Origin of the sequence: Aromatoleum toluvorans, from assembly GCF_012910905.1 — a bacterium.
Taxonomy (GTDB): domain Bacteria; phylum Pseudomonadota; class Gammaproteobacteria; order Burkholderiales; family Rhodocyclaceae; genus Aromatoleum; species Aromatoleum toluvorans.
The window spans coordinates 1-22,558 of sequence record NZ_WTVN01000041.1 but is presented as its reverse complement, the minus strand read 5'-3'; the positions used below and the strand labels follow the sequence as shown (position 1 = coordinate 22,558).

Below are 22,558 nucleotides of genomic sequence, written 5' to 3'. Positions count from 1 at the left end.
ACGTGATCCGCGTGCCCGCCCGCCTCGCCCTGTGCCTGATCGTGCCCATCTTTGCGGGGTGCGCGCTGCTGCAGGAGCACGGGGCGAAGGTCGCGGGGGGCGTCGGTGCGGCGATCACCGCTTCCGAACTCGAGCTGTTCGAGGCGGAATTCATCGGTGGCGCGTTGATCGCTTATGCGATCTACGATCCCCTGGCGCCGACCTGGACGATCTCCGTGACGCGGCTCGACGAGGAGCGCGTGCGCTTCGACCTGCGCATGAAAAGCCTGGTCACGGGCGGCGACGGCGAGGCGCGTCAGATCTTCGTGCGCAATGCGCGGGAAATCGCCGAATCGAAAGGCTTTGCCGGATACGACGTGATGCGTTTCGAGGAAGGCATCGACTCGACCCGTCCGTTCGCGCAGCGGGTTGCGAGCGGCGAAGTGCGCTACCGCCGTTCGCGCACCTTCCCGGGCATCTGAAACCGCATCACACGAAAGCGCGCAGCAGCCGGTCTATCCCGTCGAAGCCGGATTCGAAGATGCGCTGCAGCACCGGCGCAAGGCTCCCCAGGCTCAGCAGCAGCACGACGAAGCCCACCGAAAGCGTCACCGGAAAACCCACCGCGAAGAGGTTGAGCTGCGGCGCCGCGCGCGTGAGCACGCCGAGTGCGGTGTTGGTGATGAGCAGCGCCGCGACCATCGGCAGCGCCAGCAGCAGGCCAGACGCGAACATCACGGCGGCGTAGGAGGCGATCACCATCCATCCCGCACCCTTGGGCAGCTTGCCGACCGGGAGCCAGTCGAAGCTCGCGACGACGACGTTCACGAGCATCAGGTGGCCGTTCATCGCCACGAACACGAGCAGCGTGAGCAGGCCCATGAATTCGGCGATCACCGACGACTGGCCGCCGGTCTGCGGGCTGAAGAACACCGCGAAGGAGAGGCCCATCTGCAGGCCGATCAGTTCGCCGGCGACGTCGACCGCGGCAAACATCAGCCGCATCATGAAGCCCATCGCGATGCCGATGAAGGCCTGCTGGGCGAGGACCGCCAGCGCCAGCATCGAGTCGGCCGGCACCGCAGGCATGGGCGGCAGTGCCGGCAGCACCGCCATCGCCATCGCCAATCCGACCGCCAGGCGCACGCGCACGGGCACCATGCGGTTGCTGAACAGGGGGGCCGCCGTGACGAGGCCCAGCAGGCGCGCCAGCGGAAACATCAGCGCGGCGAGCCAGGCGTCGAGTTGGGCGGAGGTGACGCTCAGCATCGCCGCCGCTATCCGATCATCGTCGGTATCGATTCGAACAGCCGGCGCGTGAAATCGGTGATGAGCGTGATCATCCAGTGCCCGGCGACCACCATCGTGACGAACACCGCGACGAGCTTGGGCACGAAGGTGAGCGTCATTTCGTTGATCTGCGTGGCGGCCTGGAAGACGCTGACGATCAGGCCGGTGATGAGCGCGGCGAGGAACATCGGCGCGGCCAGCATCAGGGTGATCTCGACGGCCTGGCGGCCGATATCGACGACGGTACCCGGGGTCATGGCGAATTCTCCTGTCTTACACCGCGAAGCTGCCGACCAGCGACCCGACGAGCAGGGTCCAGCCGTCGACCAGCACGAACAGCATGATCTTGAAGGGCAGCGAAACGATCACCGGCGACATCATCATCATGCCCATCGACATCAGCACCGACGCGACCACCATGTCGATGATGAGGAAGGGGATGAAGACGAGGAAACCGATCTGGAAGGCGGTCTTGAGCTCCGACGTGACGAAGGCCGGCACGACGACGCGCATCGGCAGGTCCTCGGCCTTTTCCACGGGGGGCGTCTTCGACAGCTTCGCGAACAGCGCGACGTCCGGTTCGCGCACCTGCTTGAGCATGAAGGCCTTCACGGGCACGGCGGCGCGCTGGAGGGCCTGGTCGAACTGGATCTCGTTGCGCGACATCGGCAGGTAGGCGTCGGCATACACCTTCTCCGCGATCGGCGACATGATGAAGAACGTCAGGAACAGCGCCAGGCCGAGCAGCACCTGGTTGGGTGGCGAGGTCTGCGTGCCCAGCGCGGTGCGCAGCAGCGCAAACACGATGATGATGCGCGTGAAGCTCGTCATCATCAGCACGATCGAGGGCAGGAAGCTCAGCGAGGTGAGCAGCAGCAGGGTCTGGACGCTCAGGCTGTAGGTGGTGCCGCCGCCGGGGGCCGGCGTGCCGGTGATGGCCGGCAGGCCCTGGGCGCTTGCCGCGAGCGGCAGAAGGAGCAGGCCGAATGGCGCGAGCGCGCGGATCAGCGCGCAGGAGGTGAGGGCGCGCATCGGCGCGCAGGGGGCGTCATTTCGCATCGTTGCGACGCTCCATCGAACGCTTGAGCCAGCCCTGGAAGTCGCCGAACGGGCCGGAGACGGGCGGGGCGTCGGGCGTGGTGCCCGGCAATGCATCGGCGGGCAGCGTGTGCAGCGTGCGCACGTTGGTGGGCGTCACGCCCAGCACCAGTACCTGTCCGCCTACTTCAACGAGAACGACGCGCTCGCGCGGGCCCACGGGAACTGCGCCGAGCACTTTCAGCCCGGCCGCGGCCCCGTGCGGCGCCGACAGCTTCTTGATGAGCCAGAGACAGCCGAGCAGCAGTCCGAGGACGACGGCGAGGCCCAGCAGCATCTGGGCAAGGCCGTCGGCGATACCGGGGGCTGCGGGGGCGGCCACCTCCGCAGCGAAAAGCGGCGTGGCTGCGCCGGCGAGTGCCAGCGGGGCGAGGGCGGCGAGCCCGGGAGGTTTCGGGAAATGCGTCACGGCGGATCTGCGCTTCTTCGGATGGAGGAAGCATACCCGCGCGCCTGTCTTGCCGACGGGGCAATAAGACGGACAAAAAGGGGACAATTCGGTGGTTTGCCGCGGGGATGCAGCGCTGCGCGGCGGCGGCCGGTGCGGCCGCCTGCCGCGATCAGCCGCGGATCTTTCGCATGCGTTCGGCGGGCGTGATGATGTCGGTCAGGCGGATGCCGAACTTGTCATTGACGACCACCACTTCGCCCTGTGCGATCAGCGTGCCATTGACGAGCACGTTCATCGGTTCCCCCGCGAGGCCGTCGAGTTCGACGACCGAGCCGTGGGCGAGCTGCAGCAGGTTGCGGATCGAGATCTTGGTGCGGCCGAGTTCGACGGTGAGCTGGACCGGGATGTCCAGGATCATGTCGAAGTCGTTGAGCCCGCCCGAGCGCGGCGAGGCGGCGCCGAAATCCGGGAACAGGTGGCTGGCCGGCTTGGCCTGGTAGGGCGACTCCGCGGCGGCGGCGAGGTCGGCCGCGACGCGACGTGCTTCGGCATCCGGGCCGCCTTCGGCCGCGGCCTGTTCCATCATCGCTGCTGCCCAGTCGTCTTCGGTTATCTGATTGTCGAGATCGTTGTCGTTGTCAGCCATTCTGGCCTCCGATGGGTGAGGAGTCGGCGTCGTCGTTGGCGAGGAAGCGTTCGACGCGGATCGCGTAGTTTCCGCCCTGGCGCCCGTAGCTCACTTCGAGCACCGCGCTGCCGTCCACGTCGGCCTGCAGCAGCTTGGGCACGTCGATCGGGATCACGTCGCCGACGCGCATGTTGACGATGTCGCGCAGCGTCACTTCTGCGCTGCCAAGATTGCACACCAGTTCGACCTCCGCGCTCTGCAGCTGCCGCGACAGCAGCTTGATCCAGCGGTTGTCCTGGCTCAGGTGGTCGCTCTGCATCGTCGAGTAGAGGAGATCGCGGATCGGCTCGACCATCGAGTACGGGAAGCAGATGTGCATGTCGGCCTGCGCGCCGCCGAATTCCAGCGAGAAGCTTGCGGAGATGACGATCTCGGACGGCGTGGCGATGTTCGCGAACTGCGAATTCATCTCCGAGCGCACGTACTCCATCTCGATCTTGAACACCGGTGCCCAGGCACGCGTATATTCGGTGAAGACGACGTTGAGCATGCCCTGGATGATGCGCTGCTCGGTGGGCGTGAAGTCGCGGCCTTCGACGCGTGAGTGGAAGCGGCCGTCGCCGCCGAACATGTTGTCGACGACGAGGAAGACGAGGTTCGGGTCGAAGACGATCAGCCCGGTGCCGCGCAGGGGCTTCGCCAGGATGAGGTTGAGGTTCGTCGGCACCACCAGGTTGCGGACGAACTCGCCGTATTTCTGCACCTTCACCGGCCCGACCGACACTTCGGCGTTTCGGTGCATGTAGTTGAACAGTCCGATGCGCAGGTATCGGGCGAAGCGCTCGTTGATGAGCTCCATCGTGGGCATGCGCCCACGGACGATGCGTTCCTGGGTGGCCAGGTTGTACGGGCGGACGCCCGACTGCTCCTCAAGCTCCTCTTCCTGCTCCTCGGGCTCCCCGGTGACGCCTTTCAGCAGCGCGTCGACCTCGTCCTGGGAGAGAAAATCGGAAGACATGACGTCCTCTTACTGGATGATGAACGAATTGAACAGCACCGCCTGGATCGGCCCGGCCGGAGCGGCTGCCTTCCCGTCGCCCTGCTTCGCGGGGGCGGGGACCAGGACGCCGTTCGTGCGGCGAAGGATTTCCGCTGCCAGCGCTTCACGGCCTTCCATCGTAGACAGTTCCGACGGCAGTTTGCTCGATAGCAACAAATTGATCTGGTGGCGGATTTCCGGCATGAAGGCCTTGAGGTTCTCCCCCGTTTTCGCATCGGCAACGCGCAGCGCCATGACGACCTGCAGGTAGCGGTCGCCTTCCGTGGGCGCAAGATTCACGACGAAGGGGTCCATCGGGACGAAGGTCGGAGGCTTGCTCAGATCGACAGTGGTCGCTGCAGGGGTGTCCCCGCTCCCTTCCGCGTCCGCATGGCCCTTCTTCCACAACAGGAAACCCACGACCGCGGCGGCAAGCAGCGTCACCACGAGCGCGGCGGCGATGAGCAGCATGAGGATCTTCTTGCCCCGCTTCGGCACCGGGGCCGCGGTTTCAGCTGCTGCGGGAGGGGGGGTAGGGGCCTTGGCCATTCAGTTCTCCTGTTTCCACAATTGGATTATCCGCGATAAGTTGCGTTGCCCAATTGCGGAAAAGTGGGGAAGACCGGCCCCAATTCAAGCTGTCAGGCGAAGGTGTCGACCATGCCCAGGCCTGTGCGCGGCCACGACGCGGGGGCGAGGGGGGCAATGTGGGTGTCGGTCGCATGCTCGCCGGCGATCGCACCGCGCTGCCGGTGGCCCGAGCCGGTGCCGGTGTCCTGCTGCGCGCGCTGATCGCTCTGGGTGCTCACATTCGTCTGGCCGAGATTGATGCCCGCTTGCTGCAGCACTTCGCGCAGGCGCGGCATGGCCTGTTCCAGCGCATCGCGGGCGGCCGCCGACGAGGCGACGAAGTGTGCCGTAGTGTGGTCGCCGCTGATCTGGATAGAGACCTCGAGCTTGCCGAGATGGGCCGGCGTCAGTACCAGCTCGGCCTTGGATTCGTGCCGCCCGACCATCCACATCATGCGGTTGCCGACGTCCTCGGCCCATGCGCGCTGGCCGGCGGGGGTATGCACCGGCAGTTGCGGCAGCTGCGGTTGTTCGGTGCGGGCAGTACCCGGCGCGAAGGCGGACGCATGGAGGCCGGCTGCCTGGGCGTCCGGCTGGAGTGCCTGGAGGCCGGGTGCCGGCGGAGCCGACGGCTGGCCTGCCGCCATCTGCAGGCGTGCACCGAAGGCGGGCGGCGGCGTGTCGGCGGCCAGCTCGACCTTCGCCTTGCCGGTCGTGCCCGCCTCGATGCCGGCTTCGACCGCAGGCTTGTCCTCGGTCGCGGCCTTGCCGGTGGTGGCTTCGGCGATCAGCTGGCCGAGCGTGAAGGCACCGGATTTGAGTTTGGGTGCGTCGTCGAGCAGGGCGTCCGAGGTTAGCAATCCATCGCCCGCGCTGGTGGCCGGAGCGGTCGGCAATGCGGCAACGCCCGGCATCAAGGCGGCAAGGTTTGCCGCCTGGGCGGCGGGATTCGCCTCCTGAGCGTTGTCCTGGGGCGTATTGCCGTCCTGCGCGCCGCTATCTGCCGCGGCGGATTCCGGGGAGGGACTTTCGACAGGTGCCTCGGCATCAGCGGTTTCGTTCTCGCGAGCCGGCTCGCGCGATTCGGTGCTGCGCCGCGTTTCGCCTGGCGCTTCGCCCCGCGGGCGTTCCGGCACCTGTGCGGTGCGCTCTTGCGGCCGTTCGCGTTCGGGGCGGGCGGGAGCACGCTCGGCGGTGTTCATGCGGCGCTCCAGCGCGCGGGAGAAGCCGTCGTCCTGCGGTTCGTTGCTGCCGGCCCGGCTCTCTTCGGCGCCGCGCTGAATCGGTTGCGCCTGAGCCGACGGGGCAGTGAGGCGCAACATGCTGTTCAGTACCGGATTCGACATTGTGGATTCCCTTGCACGGCTGTGTCTGCCGTGATTGAGCAAGGCGCATGCCAAGCCGATGTGCGCTCGGGATTCAGGATTCGCCCGCTTCGTCGCGGATCAGGTAGCGCTTGGCGGAATGCTCGTCGGATTGCCGCTGCTCGATCCGCGCCTCCTTGCGCGCCTCGCCGAGCTGATGCCGCTTCTGCAGCGTGTCGAAGGCCTTCACCTTGTTGCGCTGGGCGATCCACGCATTCTGCCCGGCGATGGTCATCAGCCGGGAGCGGTCGACGTTGGCCTTCTGGACGGCGATGGCTTCGTCGATGCGACCGATGAAGGCACTGAAGTTGCGCCACTCGTCCGGGCTGATGCCGTTGCGCGCCGCTTCATGGAAGCGCGATTCGTATTCGTCGCGATAGTTTTGCAGGAGTTCGAGCTTGCGGGTGCCCTCCTGCTCGCTGGCGATGAGCTCGCCGAGCCGACGGGCAGCGTCGTCCATGCGCGTCTGGCTCAGTTCAAGCAGCGGCTTGAGGGGAAAGGGATTGCCCATGGTGCGGAAATGGTAGGTGTCGCGGCGTGACGCGCGCATGTAATTTATTTTTACATTCTATACGACGATCGTCTTATCGATCCGTGACCTGGCTCAAGCGGAAGCGAATAAATCACCGAGGCCGGAGACGGCATGCGGGTAGCTTTCCTGCTCGTCGATGCGTTGCTGCAGGAAGGCTTCGAGGCGCGGATACATCGCGACGGCGCGGTCGAGCAGGGGGTCCGACCCCGCCTGGTACGCGCCCACCGCGATCAGATCGCGCGAACGCTGGTAGCGCGAGAACAGTTGCTTGAAGCGCCGGACGAGCTCGAAATGCTCGGGGCTGACGAGGCTGTGCATCGCGCGCGAGATCGACTGCTCGATGTCGATCGCGGGGTAGTGTCCCTGGTCGGCGAGCGAGCGCGACAGCACGAAGTGTCCGTCGAGGATCGCGCGCGCCGAGTCGGCGATCGGGTCCTGCTGGTCGTCGCCTTCGGCGAGCACGGTGTAGAAGGCCGTGATCGACCCGCCACCTTCGAGTCCGTTGCCGGCCCGCTCGACCAGTGCGGGCAACCGCGCGAACACGCTCGGCGGATAGCCGCGCGTCACCGGCGGTTCGCCGATCGCGAGCGCGATCTCGCGCTGCGCCATCGCGTAGCGCGTGAGCGAATCCATGATCAGCAGGACCTGCTTGCCGCGGTCGCGGAAGAATTCAGCGATGGTCGTCGCGTAGGCGGCACCCTGCAGGCGCATCAGCGGGCTGGTGTCGGCCGGGGCGGCGACGACGACCGAGCGAGCGCGTCCTTCCGGCCCGAGATTCTGCTCGATGAACTCCTTGACCTCGCGGCCCCGTTCGCCGATCAGCCCGACCACGATCACGTCGGCCGAGGTGTAGCGCGCCATCATGCCGATGAGGACCGACTTGCCGACGCCCGAGCCGGCGAAGAGGCCGAGCCGCTGGCCGCGCCCGACCGTGAGCAGGGCGTTGATGGCGCGGATGCCGACGTCGAGCGCGGTGTCGATCGGCGCGCGCGTCAGCGGGTTGAAGGGGCGGCTTTGCAGCGAGCGGCTTTCCGCCGCATCCAGGGGGCCGAGGCCGTCGAGCGGGCGGCCGGCGCCGTCGACCACGCGCCCCAGCATGTGCTCGCCGACGGGAAGGTGCTTGGCGCGGTCCGAGGTGCGGCGCCGCGGTGGCAGCTTGTGGCCGACCGTGATGCGGGGCGGAGCGGGTTCGACCGGCAGCACCGGGGCGCCGGGTGCAAGGCCGAACACGTCATCGGTCGGCATCAGGTAGAGCCTGTCGCCGTTGAAGCCGACGACTTCGGCGTCGATCGTGGCGCCGCCGCTGGCGAGGATGCGGCAATCCGCGCCCAGCGGCAGCCTGAGGCCGGCGGCTTCCATCACCAGGCCGTTGATGCGGGTCAGGCGCCCGGAAACCTCGAACGGACTGACGCCTGCGAGCAGGCGGCGGTGTGCGTCGAGATGGTTTTTCCAGGCCTCCGCCCCGGTCATCCTCATTTGGCCGCTTCCCAGTGCGCATCACGGTGGCCGAGCCCTTCCAGGATCCTGCGCCAGCGCGTTTCGACCGTTGCGTCGATCTCGCTCGCGGGGCTCTGGAGCCGGCAGCCGCCGCGCGTCATCGTGTCGTCTTCGAGGAGATGGTGATGCAGGTGAGTCGGCTGGTCGGCGAGGTAGGTGCGCACCAGCGCGACATCGTCCGGATGCACATGGATGCGCACCTGCGCCTGGGGCAACTGGCTCAGGGCGGCGCGCACGGTTTCGATGACCGCCTCTTCGGGATTCTCGGCGAGCGTGCGGCGGACCATCTGGCGTGCGACCTCGATCGCCAGCGCGACGATCTCCTCCGCCACGTCCTGGTCGAGTCGCTTCAGCGCATCGTCGAGTCCGTCGGCCAGGCCGGCGAGGCGGCCCGCCTGCTGGCGCGCGAGTTCCGCGCCTTCGGCGAAGCCCGCTTCATGGCCTTCGCGGCGCGCCTCGTCGAACATCGCTTCGATCTCGGCCGCGGTCGGGAGCTGGATTTCGGGTTGTGGTGCCGGAGGCGGTTCGGGCATCGGCGCCGCCTCGGCGGCTGGCTCGGGCGCGGCAGGGGCCGCTTCGGGAGGAGGAGCGTCTGCCTGGGGCTCCTCCGTTTCGCCGAAAGCGGGCGGCTCCCAGCGGCGATAGGCGCCGACGGCCTGGTGGCGCGAGATGCTCATGGCTGTCTCCGGCGGCGTTCAGAAGGATTCGTCGTCCGATCACACGAAGGCATCTTCGGCCCCCTTGCCGCCGAGCACGATCTGGCCTTCCTCGGCGAGGCGGCGCACGATCTTGAGGATCTCCTTCTGCTCCGCTTCGACCTCGGACAGGCGCACCGGCCCCTTCGCTTCGAGATCCTCGCGCAGCATGTCCGCGGCGCGTTGCGACATGTTCTTGAAGATCTTCTCGCGCAGTTCGGGCGCAGCCCCCTTGAGCGCGGTGACCAGCGAGTCGGACTGCACCTCGCGCAGCAGCGTCTGTATGCCGCGGTCGTCGACGTCCAGGAGGTTCTCGAACACGAACATCTCGTCGAGGATCTTCTGCGCGAGGTCCGGATCGTACTCGCGCACGTTGTCGAGCACGGCGGTTTCGGCCGAGGCGCCGACGAAGTTGAGGATCTCCGCGGCGTGGCGCACGCCGCCCATCGAGGCCTTCTTCACGGTCGACGCCCCCGCCAGCATGCGCGCCAGGGCTTCGTTGAGCTCCTTGAGGGCCGCCGGCTGCACGCCGTCGAGCGTGGCGATGCGCAGGATCACGTCGTTGCGCAGGCGGTCGGTGAATTGCTTGAGGATTTCACCCGCCTGGTCGAACTCCAGGTGTACCAGGATGGTGGCGATGATCTGCGGGTGCTCGTTCTTGATCAGGTCGGCGGCGGTCGCCGCATCCATCCACTTCAGGCTCTCGATGCCCGCGGTATCGGAGCCCTGCAGCACGCGCGCGATGATGTGGCCGGCGCGCTCGTCGCCCAGCGCCTTCGTGAGCATCGCGCGGATCTGCTCCTCGTCGGCTTCGACCGGCGCACCCTTGACGCGATGGGCGTCGAGCTCGTCGAGCACCGCCTCGACCTTGGAGCGCTGCTGCGAGGGCAGGCTGGCCATCGCCATGCCGAGCTTCTGCACTTCCCGGGGTCCCAGCAGCTTGAGCACTTCCGCCGCCTCGTCCGAGCCGAGCGCGAGCAGCAGCATCGCGCTCTTCTCGAGGCCTTCATCCATCGAGCTCATTTCTTGCCTTCCTCATTCACGCCCATCCATTCCTTGATCAGGTTCGCGACGACGCGCGGGTCGGACACCGCGAGTTCCTTCGCGCGGGCGAGCTTCTCGTCGAAGCTGCTGACGGGGGCGGCATGCGACAGGCTCACCACCGCGCCTTCCCCTTCTTCCTCGTCGGGTTCGGCGCGCGGTGCCGGCGGGGCCACCGTACGCAGCAGGGGACGTACGACGCCGAAATAGACGATGGCAAGGGCGACGAGAATCACGACGTACTTCAGCACTTCCTTGCCGAGGTCCACCATCTCGGGATCCTTCCAGACCGGCAGCTGCGCCTGCGCTTCGGCGCGGCCGGCGGCAAACGGCGCACTCGACACGTTCAGGCTGTCGCCGCGTGCCTGGCTGAAGCCCATCGCCTCGCGAACCAGGCTCGTGATGCGTGCCAGCTCGTCGTCCGACAGGGGGGCAGGGCGCGCTTCCCCATTGGGCAGCGTTTCGTTGCGGTGGTTCACGACCACGGCCACCGACAGGCGCTTCACCTGGCCGAGTGCCTGCTTCGTGTGCTGGATGGTGCGGTCGAGTTCGTAGTTGATCGTGGCGGCGCGATTGCCGCTGAAGGGTGTCGCGGGGCTGCCCGGCGCGCCGCCGCCGGCGACCGGCGGCGAGGTGATCGGCGCGGTCGCCGGAACGGGCGGCTGGTTGCTGAGGGCGCCGGGAACGCCCTGTGCGGCGGGCTCCCGCGTCCCCTGTTCATTGATCTGCTGGCTGCGGATCGCCTGGTCGGGCGACGGATTGGGCTTGAAGGTCTCGGCCGTCGCTTCGACCTGGTTGAAATCGACATCGGCGGTGACCTGCGCCTTGAAATTGTCCGGGCCCACGATCGGCGTGAGGATCGTCTCGATGCGGCGGATGTAGGCCGATTCGACCTCGCGCACGTAGGTGAGCTGGGTCGCGTCGAGCCCCGCGTTGCGCAGCGGGTCGGGGCGGTTCGTGAGCAGGGTGCCGTTCTGGTCGATCACGCTGACGTGGTCGCTCGTGAGCTGCGGCACGCTGGAGGCGACCAGATGCACGATACCGGCGACCTGCGCGGCGTCCATCGCGCGGCCCGGATGCAGGTTCACCATCACGGAGGCGGTCGGCTTCTGCTCGTCGCGCAGGAAGCCGGACTGCTTGGGGATCGCCAGATGGACGCGCGCGGAGGCGACCGACGCGATCGACTGGATCGTGCGCGCGAGTTCGCCTTCGAGCGCGCGCTGGAAGTTGACCTGCTCGTGGAACTGCGACACTCCGAGCTTCTGGTTCTCCATCAGTTCGAAGCCGACCAGTCCGCCCTTGGGCAGGCCTTGCGCGGCGAGCCGCAGACGCACGTCATGCACCATCGACGACGGGATCAGGATCGCGTTGCCGGCAGGCGAAAACTTGTACGGAACGTTCTGCTGCTGCAAGGAGGCGACGATCGCGCCGCCGTCGCGTTCCTCGAAGTTGGAGAAGAGCACCGCGTAGTCCGGTACCCGCGACCACAGCCAGACTCCCACCAGCAGCGCGATGGCGATCGCCACGGCCACGCCGGCGGCGAGCTTCTGGCGCTGGCTCAGCTCATTGAAGCGCTGCAGCGCCAGCTGGGCCGGCGGCAGGGTTCCCCGATCAACGGCGGTGTCGGCGGTGGCCATGGTGCAATCCTTCGGTCACGTCACTTTTACGGATGACGGCATTGTCCGTCCGCGCGTGCAAATCATGCGAGTGGAAAAGCGGCATTTTTTGCCGGCTATTTGCCGGTTACCATGGACGCATCGGGGCTTAATCTGCTCGCCGTGAAATCACGTCCTGCACGCCATGTCCGTTGAAACGCCTCCTTCCGCCTCAGATGCCGCGCCCGGCGACGGGCAGCGTCTCGACGCCGCGCAACTCGCCGAAGCGTTCGAGATGTTCTCGCGCGCATCGGAAGAGCTGTCGACCGCGTACAACGCGCTGCAGGGGCAGGTTGCGCAGCTCACCGAACGTCTCGCGGTGCTGCTCGGCGCGCTGCCCGCGGGCGTCGTGGTGCTGGATCGCGGGGGGCGGGTCGCGCAGTGCAACCGAGCCGCCGAAATCCTGCTCGGCGGCGATCTGGCGGGGCGGCCGTGGGACGAACTGGCTGCCGCCCTGAACGCCACCGAGACGCCCGGCGAACTCACGCTCGGCGAAGCGCCGGGCGCCCGCCGCATGTCGTTGTCGGAGGCGACACTGGAGTCGGGCGAAGGGCGCATCATCCTGCTGCACGACGTCACCGACGCACACCGCATGCGCCTGCAGGCCGAACGCAACGAACGGCTGGCGGCGATGGGCGAGATGGTTGCCGGCCTCGCCCACCAGCTGCGCACGCCGCTCGCGGCCGCGCTGCTCTATACCGGCAACCTGAAACAGCCCGAACTCGCCCCCGCCGACCGCGCGCGCGTCGCCGACCGCGCGATCGAGCGTTTGCACTATCTCGAGCGCTTGATCCGCGACATGCTGCTCTTCGCGCGCGGCGACAGCCTCGGCCGCCAGCGTTTCGGCATCTGCGATCTCGCGGGCGAACTCGTGCATACCCTGGAGCCGCTCGCCCGGGCGCGGCAGATCGCCTTCTCGTCGTCCTGCGACTGCGGCGATGCGACCCTGCTCGGCGACCGCAAGGCACTGGGCGGGGCGATCACCAACCTGTTGGAAAACGCCATCCAGGCCACCGAGCCGGGGGGCGCAGTGGATCTTTCCGCGGTGCTCGCAGGCGACACCGTGCTGTTCCGCATCCGCGACAATGGCCGCGGCATCGAGCCGGCCCATCAGGCGCGCCTGTTCGATCCCTTCTTCACCACGCGCGCGGACGGCACGGGCCTCGGGCTCGCGATCGCGCGCGGCGTCGCCCGTGCGCACGGCGGCGACATCGCCGTCGAATCCAGTCCCGGCAAGGGCGCATTGTTCATCCTCAGCCTGCCGCTGCCGTGCCCCGACGAGGGTGACGCCGCGCAGGCGCCGAAGGAATCTTCATGATCGAACAGATCAACATCCTGGTCGTCGAGGACGACGACGCACTCCGCGATGCCGTGTGCTTCACGCTCGAAATGGGCGGGCATCGCGTCACCGGCGTCGACGGCGGGCCGGCCGCCCTTGCCGAGATCGGCCGGCAGGCATTCAACCTCGTCGTCACCGATTTGCGCATGCAGCCGATGGATGGCCTGCAGCTCCTCGGCGAGATCCGCGTGCGCCTGCCGCAGCTCCCCGTCCTGCTGATGACCGCCTACGGCGACGTCGACAAGGCCGTCGCCGCGATGCGCGGTGGCGCCTGCGACTTCCTGATGAAGCCCTTCGAATCCGATGTCCTGCTCGAAAGCGTGCGCCGCTACGCCTCGCAGCCGCCGGGGGCCGACGACACCGTGGCCGAGGATCCGCACACGCGCAACCTGCTCGCGCTCGCCGCACGCGTCGCCGGCACCGACGCGACCGTCCTGCTCACCGGCGAATCGGGCACCGGCAAGGAAGTGTTCGCGCGCTACATCCACGACCATTCGCCGCGCCAGACCGGGCCCTTCGTCGCGATCAACTGCGCGGCCATTCCCGAGAACCTGCTCGAAGCGACGCTCTTCGGTTACGAGAAGGGCGCCTTCACCGGTGCGCAGACGGCCCAGCCGGGCAAGTTCGAGCAGGCGCAGGACGGCACCATCCTGCTCGACGAGATCTCCGAAATGCCGCTCTCGCTGCAGGCCAAGCTCCTGCGCGTGCTGCAGGAGCGCGAGGTTGAGCGCGTCGGCGGGAAGAAACCGGTCGAGCTCGACATCCGCGTGCTGGCGACAAGCAACCGCGACATGGCGCGGGAAGTCGCCGCCGGCCGCTTCCGCGAAGACCTGTATTACCGCCTCAACGTCTTCCCGCTCGCGATCCCGGGGCTGCGCGAACGCCCCGACGACATCCTGCCGCTCGCGCGCCACTTCCTCGCCCGCCACGGCGAGCGCCTCAAGCGAAACGCCCGCCTGAGCCCGGAAGCCGAACAGCTGCTGGTGCGCCACGCCTGGCCCGGCAATGTACGCGAGCTGGAAAACGCGATGCAGCGCGCGCTGATTCTCGCTGCCGGCGACACGATCACCGCCGAGACGGTGCACCTGTGCCTGCCGAACTGGGTTGCGACGGAACCGCTTCGACGCGCCGAAACGGCACCGCTGCCGGCAAGTTTTGCCGCTTCGGCGGAAAATGTTGCCGTTTCCTCCACGCCTCGGCCTGATCCGGCGGCAGTCGGCCGGCCGGCAAACATGAAGGACCTCGAACGCGAGCACATCCTCTCGACGCTGCGCGAGGTCGGCGGATCGCGCAAACGGGCCGTCGAAAAGCTCGGCATTTCGGAACGGACCTTGCGTTACAAGCTCCAGCAGTACCGTGACGAGGGCTATGAGGTTTAGCTGTTAACCCGGCAACCCAATACCGTTCGGGCTGAGCCTGTCGAAGCCCTGCCAATGCCCTTCGACAGGCTCAGGGCGAACGGTCGTATTTTGATAAAGCATCGTCCTTTCGGCACGGCGATTGCTTTGCTAGACTGAGCACATCGGATACTCGGTCTCGAGGTCGAGCGTATGGACACGCGTGGAATCAATCAGATGATCGGCGAACTGCGCGCCACCGCCCAGGCGGCGGCTGCAAAGCCGGCGGCCGCCAGCACCCAGGCCGCGGGCGGCGTCGACTTCGCCGAAGTCCTGCAGGGCGCGCTCAAGGACGTGAGCGCCGCGCAGCAGGAAGCCCGCGGCATGGCGCAGGACTTTTCCGCCGGCGATCCGAACGTGAATCTGCAGGACGTGATGGTCAACCTGCAGAAAGCCAACCTCTCGTTCCAGCAGATGGTGCAGGTCCGCAACCGCCTCGTCACGGCGTATCAGGACATCCTCAACATGCCCGTCTGAGGGCGTCCGGAGCCGTCGCAGGACTACCGTCGCAGCGAACTCAGCAATACGGCATAAAGCTCGCCGGGGTTCACCGGTTTGGTCAGGAAGGTGTCCATCCCGGCCGACAGGCAACGCACCTTGTCCTCGGTAAAGGCATTCGCCGTCAGCGCAATGATCGGCGTCCGGGCGTATTCCGGCAGTTCCCTGATGCGCCGGGTCGTTTCGAGACCGTCCATTACCGGCATCTGCATGTCCATCAGGATCAGGGCGTAGGGATTCTGCCGGGCAAGCTCCAGGGCCAGAGCGCCGTTTTCCGCCGTATCCGTTTCCAGTCCGACGTCCTTCAGCAGCAGCAGCGCAATCTTCCGATTGATCGGTTCATCTTCGGCCATCAGGATCCGCGTGCCGGCATAGTCGCGGCGCAGAACGCTTTCCGCACATTCTTCATCAACGATTCTTGCGGCTGCGACGCCAGGCTGCCCCTTCCGGAGCCGGGCTGTGAACCAGAACACGCTGCCTTTTCCGGGGATGCTGGTGGCCCCCGCATCGCCGCCCATCAGTCCAGCCAGTTTTTTCGCGATGGCCAGGCCCAGGCCCGTGCCGCCGTATTTGCGCGTGGTCGAGTTGTCGGCTTGTTCGAAACTCGAGAACAGCCGCGGCAGGATTTCCGCATCGATGCCGATGCCGGTGTCCTCGACTTCGAAGCGGACCTCAACGGATTGATCGGTTGCCTCGACCTGCCGGAGGCGAACCGTGACGGCTCCGGATTCCGTGAATTTGATCGCGTTCGTCGCCAGGTTCAGCATCACCTGCTGGATGCGCGTGTGGTCGCCGAGAAGATTGCCGGGCAGCGCGTGAACCTCGGTTGCCCAGCGCAAGCCCTTCTCCTCCGCCCGGTTGCGGAGAATCGACGAGACATTCGCGACCAGGCCTTCGAGGTGCACGGGAGTTTCCTCGAGGGCGAACTTGCCGGCCTCGATCTTGGAGAGATCGAGAATCGCATTGATGATCTCGATCAGATGTTTTGCCGCTGTCTCGATGGTATCGAGTCGCATGCCCTGCTCGGGACTGACGCCCGACCGCCTGAGAACATGGACCATGCCGGTGATGGCATTCAGCGGCGTGCGGATCTCATGGCTCATGTTGGCCAGGAAGGCGCTCTTGGCCACGCTGGCGGCTTCGGCTTCTTCCTTCGCCTTGCGCATCGCCAGCTCGAGTTCCTTGCGCGCCGTGAGGTCGATATGGGTTCCCACTGCGCGTAACGGCTTGCCATGCTCGTCGAGTGACACGACCTTGCCCCGGCTGAGAATCCACTTGTAGCGGCCGTCCTTGCAGCGTATCCGGAACTCGAGTTCGTAGCTTCCGGCCGTCTCGAGCAAATGCCGGGCTTGCAATGGCACCGATTCCCGATCGTCGGGATGCAGCAGGGCGACTAAATGCTGGGGGGTCCCTTCCGGCAGTTCGCCGGGCGCATAGCCCAGCATCCTGCTGTAGGCTGGATTGAGGTAACTGATATCTTTCCGGATATCCCAGTCCCACAAGCCGTCATTGGTGGCGTCCAGCGCGAACTCGAGGCGCTCGCGGTCGAGCGCTTGCTGGGCCAGGGCCCGGCTCAGGGCTTCGGTACGTTCCGCGACCAGGGTTTCCAGCCGATTGTGGTATTGCTCCAGTTCCAGTTCGGCTTTCCTGCGCTCGGTGACATCGATCGCGACGCCATCCCAGACGATGCTTCCATCCGGACGCCGGTGCGGGCGCGACTGTACGTGCAGCCACAGCGGCCGGCCGTCGGGCCGGGTGAAGGACAATGTTCCCGAATAGACGCTGAGCTCCCGGGCGCTTTCCGCCTCGTCTTCCACATAGCGTGCGAGGGATTCCGGGGCGATCGTCGCAAACAGTCGCCCGGCGTCACCCAGCACTTCCGCCGGCTTCAGGCCGTGGGTCTTCTCGACCCCGGCGCTGATGTAATGAAAGCGGGGCTTGCCGCCTACCACTTCGTACCGATAGACGAAGCCATCCGGCAGGTTGTCGCCCATGGATCGGAGCTGCTCTTCGCTGTCGCGCAAGCGGGCTTCACTCGCCTGGTATTCCCACTCGAGCCGTTGTGAATTGATGCTGATCAGCGTCAATGTCACCAGCTGAACCGTCAGGATTTGCGCTATGGCGTAGAAAGCGCCAAAGCCCTTCAATGCCTCGAAGGCGGTATTGGCATCGGGATTGCCGAGCTGTTGTGCAATTCGAACAATCGACAGGACGCCATAGGCCGACAGCCAGAGCGCAAGCAGAACGTCGTTGGAGCCGAAATGCGCGGGGCGGCGGCGCAAGGTGACGAGAACCGTCGCGAAGCTCAGTATGCAGGCATAGATGGAGTAGGTGACGATGCGCGCGTCGATATCATCGGGATCGAGGCTGTAGTAGCCGAACACGGCGAGGAAGGAGAGGGCGAGCAACCCCTCCAGCCAGTACGTGATCCGATAACCGCGGAAGATCAGCATGCCACGCAGGATCAGGGCCAGGCCTCCAACCCACATGGCGTTGCGAGCCACCCGGATCGGCCAGGTCGACGGCAATGCCCCCGGAATCAGCATTGCCGCGCCCAGTGCAAGGCATGAAACGCCCACCACCCAGAAACCGAATCCGGGATACGGCTTGCGTGTAAACAGGGCCACAAACATGACTGCCGCGGCTGCCGTCGAGAGCAGCGCGTTCGTGGTCAACAGCGTCGAGGTGTCCATTTGCGAAGGAGTAAGGACGAGAACAGGTATGGGAGATGAAGTCGTCGGGTTGCGTGAAGGGTCTGTAAATGATGGTGTCAGCGCTCGTCGCGCATCCGCCGGTCCCGTTCGAGCTTGAACATGTACCGCTGGATTCTCGCTGTCGCCTGGTTCGACAGGCCGATGAACTCGCAGCCGGCGCGCTGCACCTTCACTCCATTCGCCTTCTCGACCTCGAACAGGTTCCTGACCTTCAGGCGTACCGCCAGCGGATCGCCGTCCGGCAGCCGGAGCACGCAGTCGTTGAACTCGGCGCCGGCCACGAACTCGAGTTCCCGCGGCGGGATGAGGATGGCGAGTCCGCCGCCACTGATGTCCAGGATGCGCACCCGAACCTCGTGGCGCCTGCCGTCGCCGGCCGCATGCGTGATCACGCAGACAATCGGATCGGTCTGCGGAGTCGGCAGGCGGTAATACTCGCGCCGCTGCAGGCGCAGCACGCTCTCGGGGAACGCCGCGCGCAGCGCCGGCTTGCCGTCGTACGTGATGCGCGCCGGCGCCTGTAGTGCGAATTGCAGCTTCACGTTGTCGAGGCGGGTGGTACAGACGAGTTGCGCCGCGTTACCCGCCCGGGCGTTGCGGGCGTCATCGGGGCAGGCGTCGATGATCAGCGCCCCGTCGTCGGTGGCGGCGATCGCCAGGGTGATGAACGATTCGTCGTGGTCGATGAAGGCCGAGAGGAGCAGGCGCTTCTCCACCACGGTGTTGAGCAGCTGAAGGACCTCGCGCGGGTCGCGTACGGCGTAGCGGGCAAAGGCTTCGGGGTCCAGCGGGCGCTGCCGCGTCGCGGCTTCGGAGAGTGGCGGCATGGAAATCGGGGCAAAGCCGGGCGGGGCAAAACACCGTTTATAGCACGACCGACTACGGGTGCGGTTGCCCGGCAGGCGGTCGCGCGCCTGCCGCGGGCGTGCCCTGTTCGACCCGGTAGATCCACGCGAGCAACTCGGCGACCGCAACGTACAGTTCGGGTGGAATGCGGGCGTCGAGATCGACCTGCATCAGGAGGCCAACCAGTTCCGGTGATTCATGGACGAACACGCCGGCTTCGCGGGCGCGCTCGATGATCTCGCGCGCAATCAGCCCGCGGCCCTTCGCGACCACCCGCGGTGCGGCGTCGCCCTTGCTGTAGGCCAGCGCGACCGCTTCGCCGCGCGGATTCGTGTCCCGGTCAGGTTCCGCCATCACGGCGCTCCGCGACGAACCCGGCGAGCGGGACATTGGCGGCCTCGAGCGCGCTGTCGAGCGCCGCCCGGGCGTTGACCAGTGCTGCCACCGTGGCGTTGTCGTCGGCCGTCAGGCGCAGGGCGACGCCCGCCGGCGTCAGGATCAGGCGCGCCTCGACCCCGCCGAGCCGCGGCAGGGCGAGGCGGAGCGTGGTCTTCCATTCGGCGGCCGGCTCGTCCGCATCCGAGCCGTCATCACGCTGCGGGTCCTCGATTTCCCATTCCATCGTCTGTCCGGGCCAGACCTGCCCCTGCCAGACGTAGTTCTGCGTCGCCATCGCATCGAGTTGCTGATAGACGACGGGAGCCAGCCGTTCCGGGACTGCGGCCGCGCGCGCTCCGGCCGCCGCCGGGAGATTCGGGCTTGCCGCAGTGTCCGCATCCTGGACGGCGGACGTCGCATCCTGCGGCGCCGCGGTGGTCGCGAATTCGCCCGTTGTACGCATCGGGGGCGCATGGCGGGCGATCGTTGCCGCGTCGGTCGGGTTGGCCGAAGGCGTGGCAGGTGCGCGAGCCAGTTCGCCTTGCGGCTCCTGCAACAGGGACGCGGTATCGAGTTTCCCCGAGATCCATTGCAGCTGGTGCGATTCGTAGAACAGGCCGCTCTGGGACAGGGTCTGTCGCAGCGCCGGAGCGAGCGTCGCGGCGGCATCGTTTGCCGGCGGTGCCGCGATGATGGGTTTGCCGCCGGCGAGCGTTGCCGCCTGGGGCGTCGGCTGGCCGGTGAGCAGGAAACCGATCAGCCGCCCGGTTGCGCTGAGCGCGGGGCGCGCCCCCTCGTTCCCGGCAAGCAGCGGTTCCGCGAGCTGCGCGAAGACCGCCTTCGGCGTGCTGTCGGTGACGATCAGCTCGAGCGTGTCGCCCGACTTTGCCGACTGGTTGAGCGCCAGCGTGTAATCGCGCCCTGCGACGATGGCCCTGAAAGTGCCATCGGGCAACTGCCGGTCGATCGTCGCAACGAAGCGCTCACCGGGCGCAAGCTCGGGCAGGCGCGCCTGCAACTCGCGGCCGCGCGTCAGGCCCGTGAGCGGCGGCTCGCTGTCGAAGAGGCTCGCCTCGGTAAGCAGACGCAGGCGGGCGGCGAGATCGGAGGGGATCATCGTGTGCGCTCCTGTGTCTTGAGACCGTCCGGAGGCCGGTCAGATCCTCAGGGACCGAATGCGCCGTAAGCGGCGCGCACGGCGCGGTCGCGGGCCGCACCGGACAGCAGTTTTCGCACGCTGGCGAGCCACGGCTCGACATGCTTGCGGATTTCGACATCGTTCTCGAGCATGGCGGCGATGAGCTTCGCCTTGCGCGCCGCCTCGTCGGTGCCTAGGGCCTCATTTGCCGCGCCTGTGGTACGCATGATCTCGTCGCGCAACGCGGCCATCTCGCGTTCCAGCGTGACGAGGCGATCCCAGTCGTTCGCCCGCGCCGCCTCGACCATCGCCGCCGAGACGGTACTCATCGATTCATACAGGGCGAGCGGCGACATGGCGTTGTCCTCAGGCCGCGACGTTCGCCGCCGTGGCGCCGGGGGCAATCCCGGCCCACGCTTCGCGCAGGGTTTCCAGCAGCCCGCGGACTTCGTCGAGGGCGGGGCGGCTGTTGTGCAGGTTGGCGTAGAGCAGCCGCTCGGTCATATAGTCGTACAGGGCCGATAGACGTGAGGCGAGTTCGCCTCCCGCATTGAGGTCGAGGCTCGCCTTGAGGCCGTTGATGACGATCTCGATGGTCTTGGAAATGGCCTGACCCTTGGTCGAGATATCGTTCCGTTCCATTGCTGCTGCCGCAGTGGCGATCGAAAGAATCGCGCCGTCGAAAAGCATCAGGATCAGCTTGTGCGGATCGGCTGTGCTCACGCCGGTTTCGACGCCGACTTTGGCATAGGCCGATGCGCGGTTGGATGATGAGCCGAACATTGCGTTGCTCCGGGGTTAGGCGCCAATCTTGGGCAGGTTCGCGAGTTGCTGCGTGAGATAGTTGCTCGTTTGCGTCATGCTCGCCACCATCGAGTCGAGCGCCGTGAATTGCGCCGTGTAGCGTTTCTGGATGCCTTCGAGCCGCGCTTCGAAGGCTTCCCGCTGTTTGCCGATCGACTTGATCGAGGCGTTGATGCCGTCGGTGCGCCCGGCCAGCAGGCCGTCGCTGGCGAGGAAGTTGTCGAGGCCGTCGGAGATCGTGGCGGCAAGGCCTTTCACGCTGCCCGCACCGCTGAAGAAGGCGCCCACGTTGCGCGTCGGGTCCTGTAGCGCCGCGTCCAGCTTGGCGCTGTCGACGGCGAGCTTGCCGTCGGTCTGGAAGGTGATGCCGATGTCGGAGAGGCGGCTGATGTTGCCCAGGCCGGCAAGGGTGCCGCCGGTCATGCTGCGCACCTGGCTCTGAACGCTGCGTGCGGTGGAGTCACCGGTCAGTGCGGACGCCGCCTTCTTTTCGGCGTTGTAATTGGTCAGATTCCTGAGCGTGGTCTGCGTGTCGTTGTAGGCCTTGACGAAGGCGTCGATGGCGCTGCGCGCGCCGCTCTTGTCGGTCGCGACGGCGAGGCTGGCCGCCGTCGTGGTCGGTTTCGTCAGGGTCAGGGTGACGCCGCTGATGACATCGCTGATGGTATTGCTGCTGCGCGTGATGGCGAGGCCGTCGACCGTAAATGCCGCATCCTGCGAAGACTGTATCCGGGTGGTGGTCGGCGAGCCCGCCGGTGTCGCCGGATCGTAACTCAAGCCGACGCTGCCGCCGATGCTGAACGCTTGGTCGGCGCCGGTGTTCTTGCCGGTGATCACCAGCTGTTTCGCGGTGCCGTTGTTGACCAGGTTGGCGGAGACGCCGAGGTCTGCGGCGTTGATCGCGTCGCGCAGTTCCTCGATCGTCTTGCCCGTGAAGCTCAGCGTTTTCGTGGTGCCCGCCCCGGCGGTAAATGTGCCGTTGACGGTTTCGCCGGCCACGAAGGCGCCGTTGATCATCTTGCCGAAACGGATGTCCAGGGTTTGCGGCGTGACGCTGCCGTCGGCGGGCACGAACTGCACGGTCGCGTTGCTGGCCACGCGCTGCGTTGCCGCCAGGCTGCCGACCAGCACCGAGTAGTTGCCGGTCGTTGCGCCTGCGGCGGAAGTAGCGGTGAAGCCCGCGTCGGCACCGACCGTGGCCTTGGTGGCGGAAAACTTTGTCGCGTCGTTAAGCGCTTTTGCCGCGGTCTGCAGCGCGGCCAGGCTGCTCTTGATCTGGCCGAAGGCCGACAGCCTGGACTGGAAGCTCGCTTCCTTCTTCGCCAGCGCCGCGAGCGGTTGGCGTTCGACAGCCATCAGCTGCGACACCATGCCGCTGATGTCGAGTCCGGAGCCGAGTCCTGATGCGGTCAAAGCCATGATGTCCTCCTCGCGGCTAGGCTTTCTGCTGGATCAGCAGGCCCTGAAGGCGGTCGAGCGCCTTGGAAATTGCCAGCACCTCTTCGGACGGAATCTGGCGGATGACCTCGTCGGTGGTCGAATCGACGAGTTTTACCAGTGTACGTCCGGTGTCTTCATCGATCGAGAAACGCAGGTTCTGTGCCACGGGTTCCAGCACTTTTTGCACTTCGGCCACGGCCTGAATCCTGTCTCTTATACACATCT

General features: G+C 66.6%; 25 protein-coding genes. 4 read left to right on the top strand and 21 right to left on the bottom strand.

From position 1 onward, the window contains the following. Positions 1-2 precede the first annotated feature (2 nt). Entirely contained in the window at positions 3-461 is a 459-nt protein-coding gene (locus tag GPA22_RS19545) for a hypothetical protein (protein WP_343036105.1), read from the top strand. Between the two features lie 7 nt (positions 462-468). Here GPA22_RS19545 and fliR read toward each other — a convergent pair whose 3' ends face one another. The 13 genes from fliR to fliF form a co-directional block, all read right to left on the bottom strand. Further along, a complete protein-coding gene (gene fliR / locus GPA22_RS19540) occupies positions 469-1,248 on the bottom strand; it encodes a flagellar biosynthetic protein FliR (RefSeq protein WP_169257732.1) in 780 nt (259 codons plus the stop codon). An 8-nt stretch (positions 1,249-1,256) separates the two neighbouring features. Next, positions 1,257-1,526 (bottom strand): flagellar biosynthesis protein FliQ, encoded by a 270-nt coding sequence (gene fliQ, locus GPA22_RS19535; protein ID WP_169257731.1) that lies wholly within the window; start codon positions 1,524-1,526, stop codon positions 1,257-1,259. Positions 1,527-1,542: 16 nt separating this feature from the next. After that, positions 1,543-2,301: a flagellar type III secretion system pore protein FliP gene (gene fliP / locus GPA22_RS19530; protein ID WP_169257747.1), complete on the bottom strand. Its 759-nt coding sequence runs from the start codon at positions 2,299-2,301 to the stop codon at positions 1,543-1,545. A 16-nt stretch (positions 2,302-2,317) separates the two neighbouring features. After that, positions 2,318-2,776 (bottom strand): flagellar biosynthetic protein FliO, encoded by a 459-nt coding sequence (fliO, locus tag GPA22_RS19525; protein WP_343036104.1) that lies wholly within the window; start codon positions 2,774-2,776, stop codon positions 2,318-2,320. 151 nt (positions 2,777-2,927) lie between these two features. Beyond that, complete coding sequence (gene fliN / locus GPA22_RS19520; RefSeq protein ID WP_169257730.1) at positions 2,928-3,404, bottom strand: flagellar motor switch protein FliN; 477 nt, start codon at positions 3,402-3,404, stop codon at positions 2,928-2,930. Continuing rightward, positions 3,397-4,404 carry a flagellar motor switch protein FliM gene (gene fliM, locus GPA22_RS19515; RefSeq protein WP_169257729.1) on the bottom strand — a complete coding sequence of 336 codons (1,008 nt, stop codon included), beginning with the start codon at positions 4,402-4,404 and terminating at the stop codon, positions 3,397-3,399. The genes fliN and fliM overlap by 8 nt, the downstream gene beginning before the upstream one ends. Positions 4,405-4,413: 9 nt before the next feature. Beyond that, positions 4,414-4,974 carry a flagellar basal body-associated FliL family protein gene (locus tag GPA22_RS19510; protein ID WP_169257728.1) on the bottom strand — a complete coding sequence of 187 codons (561 nt, stop codon included), beginning with the start codon at positions 4,972-4,974 and terminating at the stop codon, positions 4,414-4,416. Between the two features lie 92 nt (positions 4,975-5,066). Next, on the bottom strand, positions 5,067-6,341 hold the full coding sequence (locus GPA22_RS19505) for a flagellar hook-length control protein FliK (protein WP_246264541.1): 1,275 nt from the start codon (positions 6,339-6,341) through the stop codon (positions 5,067-5,069). A gap of 73 nt (positions 6,342-6,414) precedes the next feature. Further along, positions 6,415-6,870, bottom strand: coding sequence for a flagellar export protein FliJ (fliJ, locus tag GPA22_RS19500; RefSeq protein ID WP_169257744.1), 456 nt, complete (start codon positions 6,868-6,870; stop codon positions 6,415-6,417). Between the two features lie 93 nt (positions 6,871-6,963). After that, entirely contained in the window at positions 6,964-8,367 is a 1,404-nt protein-coding gene (gene fliI / locus GPA22_RS19495) for a flagellar protein export ATPase FliI (protein ID WP_169257727.1), read from the bottom strand. Then, positions 8,364-9,065, bottom strand: coding sequence for a flagellar assembly protein FliH (locus GPA22_RS19490; protein ID WP_169257726.1), 702 nt, complete (start codon positions 9,063-9,065; stop codon positions 8,364-8,366). The genes fliI and GPA22_RS19490 overlap by 4 nt, the downstream gene beginning before the upstream one ends. Before the next feature lie 39 nt (positions 9,066-9,104). Continuing rightward, the gene (gene fliG, locus GPA22_RS19485; protein ID WP_169257725.1) at positions 9,105-10,106 is read right to left on the bottom strand and encodes a flagellar motor switch protein FliG; all 1,002 of its coding nucleotides are present in this window, start codon (positions 10,104-10,106) and stop codon (positions 9,105-9,107) included. Then, complete coding sequence (gene fliF, locus GPA22_RS19480; RefSeq protein ID WP_169257724.1) at positions 10,103-11,761, bottom strand: flagellar basal-body MS-ring/collar protein FliF; 1,659 nt, start codon at positions 11,759-11,761, stop codon at positions 10,103-10,105. Before fliF ends, fliG begins: the two co-directional genes overlap by 4 nt. 163 nt (positions 11,762-11,924) lie before the next feature. On the opposite strand from fliF, the gene GPA22_RS19475 reads away from it, so the two are divergent. The 3 genes from GPA22_RS19475 to fliE all read left to right on the top strand — a co-directional run bounded on the left by GPA22_RS19475 (position 11,925) and on the right by fliE (position 14,992). Further along, positions 11,925-13,097 (top strand): sensor histidine kinase, encoded by a 1,173-nt coding sequence (locus GPA22_RS19475; protein ID WP_169257723.1) that lies wholly within the window; start codon positions 11,925-11,927, stop codon positions 13,095-13,097. After that, complete coding sequence (locus GPA22_RS19470) at positions 13,094-14,497, top strand: sigma-54-dependent transcriptional regulator (RefSeq protein WP_169257722.1); 1,404 nt, start codon at positions 13,094-13,096, stop codon at positions 14,495-14,497. Before GPA22_RS19475 ends, GPA22_RS19470 begins: the two co-directional genes overlap by 4 nt. 171 nt (positions 14,498-14,668) lie before the next feature. Then, complete coding sequence (fliE, locus tag GPA22_RS19465) at positions 14,669-14,992, top strand: flagellar hook-basal body complex protein FliE (protein WP_121427937.1); 324 nt, start codon at positions 14,669-14,671, stop codon at positions 14,990-14,992. A 23-nt stretch (positions 14,993-15,015) separates the two neighbouring features. On the opposite strand, the gene GPA22_RS19460 is transcribed toward fliE, so the two are convergent. The 8 genes from GPA22_RS19460 to GPA22_RS19425 all read right to left on the bottom strand — a co-directional run. After that, positions 15,016-17,706 (bottom strand): PAS domain-containing protein, encoded by a 2,691-nt coding sequence (locus GPA22_RS19460; RefSeq protein WP_169257721.1) that lies wholly within the window; start codon positions 17,704-17,706, stop codon positions 15,016-15,018. A gap of 77 nt (positions 17,707-17,783) precedes the next feature. Further along, on the bottom strand, positions 17,784-18,554 hold the full coding sequence (locus tag GPA22_RS19455; RefSeq protein ID WP_169257720.1) for a flagellar brake protein: 771 nt from the start codon (positions 18,552-18,554) through the stop codon (positions 17,784-17,786). A 52-nt stretch (positions 18,555-18,606) separates the two neighbouring features. Beyond that, a complete protein-coding gene (locus GPA22_RS19450; RefSeq protein WP_169257719.1) occupies positions 18,607-18,927 on the bottom strand; it encodes an EscU/YscU/HrcU family type III secretion system export apparatus switch protein in 321 nt (106 codons plus the stop codon). Then, complete coding sequence (fliK, locus tag GPA22_RS19445; RefSeq protein ID WP_169257718.1) at positions 18,914-20,068, bottom strand: flagellar hook-length control protein FliK; 1,155 nt, start codon at positions 20,066-20,068, stop codon at positions 18,914-18,916. The genes GPA22_RS19450 and fliK overlap by 14 nt, the downstream gene beginning before the upstream one ends. A gap of 47 nt (positions 20,069-20,115) precedes the next feature. Continuing rightward, entirely contained in the window at positions 20,116-20,445 is a 330-nt protein-coding gene (locus GPA22_RS19440; protein ID WP_169257717.1) for a flagellar protein FliT, read from the bottom strand. A gap of 10 nt (positions 20,446-20,455) precedes the next feature. After that, on the bottom strand, positions 20,456-20,872 hold the full coding sequence (gene fliS / locus GPA22_RS19435; RefSeq protein ID WP_169257716.1) for a flagellar export chaperone FliS: 417 nt from the start codon (positions 20,870-20,872) through the stop codon (positions 20,456-20,458). A 15-nt stretch (positions 20,873-20,887) separates the two neighbouring features. After that, on the bottom strand, positions 20,888-22,312 hold the full coding sequence (gene fliD / locus GPA22_RS19430) for a flagellar filament capping protein FliD (RefSeq protein WP_169257715.1): 1,425 nt from the start codon (positions 22,310-22,312) through the stop codon (positions 20,888-20,890). Between the two features lie 16 nt (positions 22,313-22,328). Next, positions 22,329-22,558, bottom strand: a 230-nt coding sequence (locus tag GPA22_RS19425; RefSeq protein WP_169257714.1) for a flagellar protein FlaG, incomplete at its 5' end; no start/stop codon positions are given.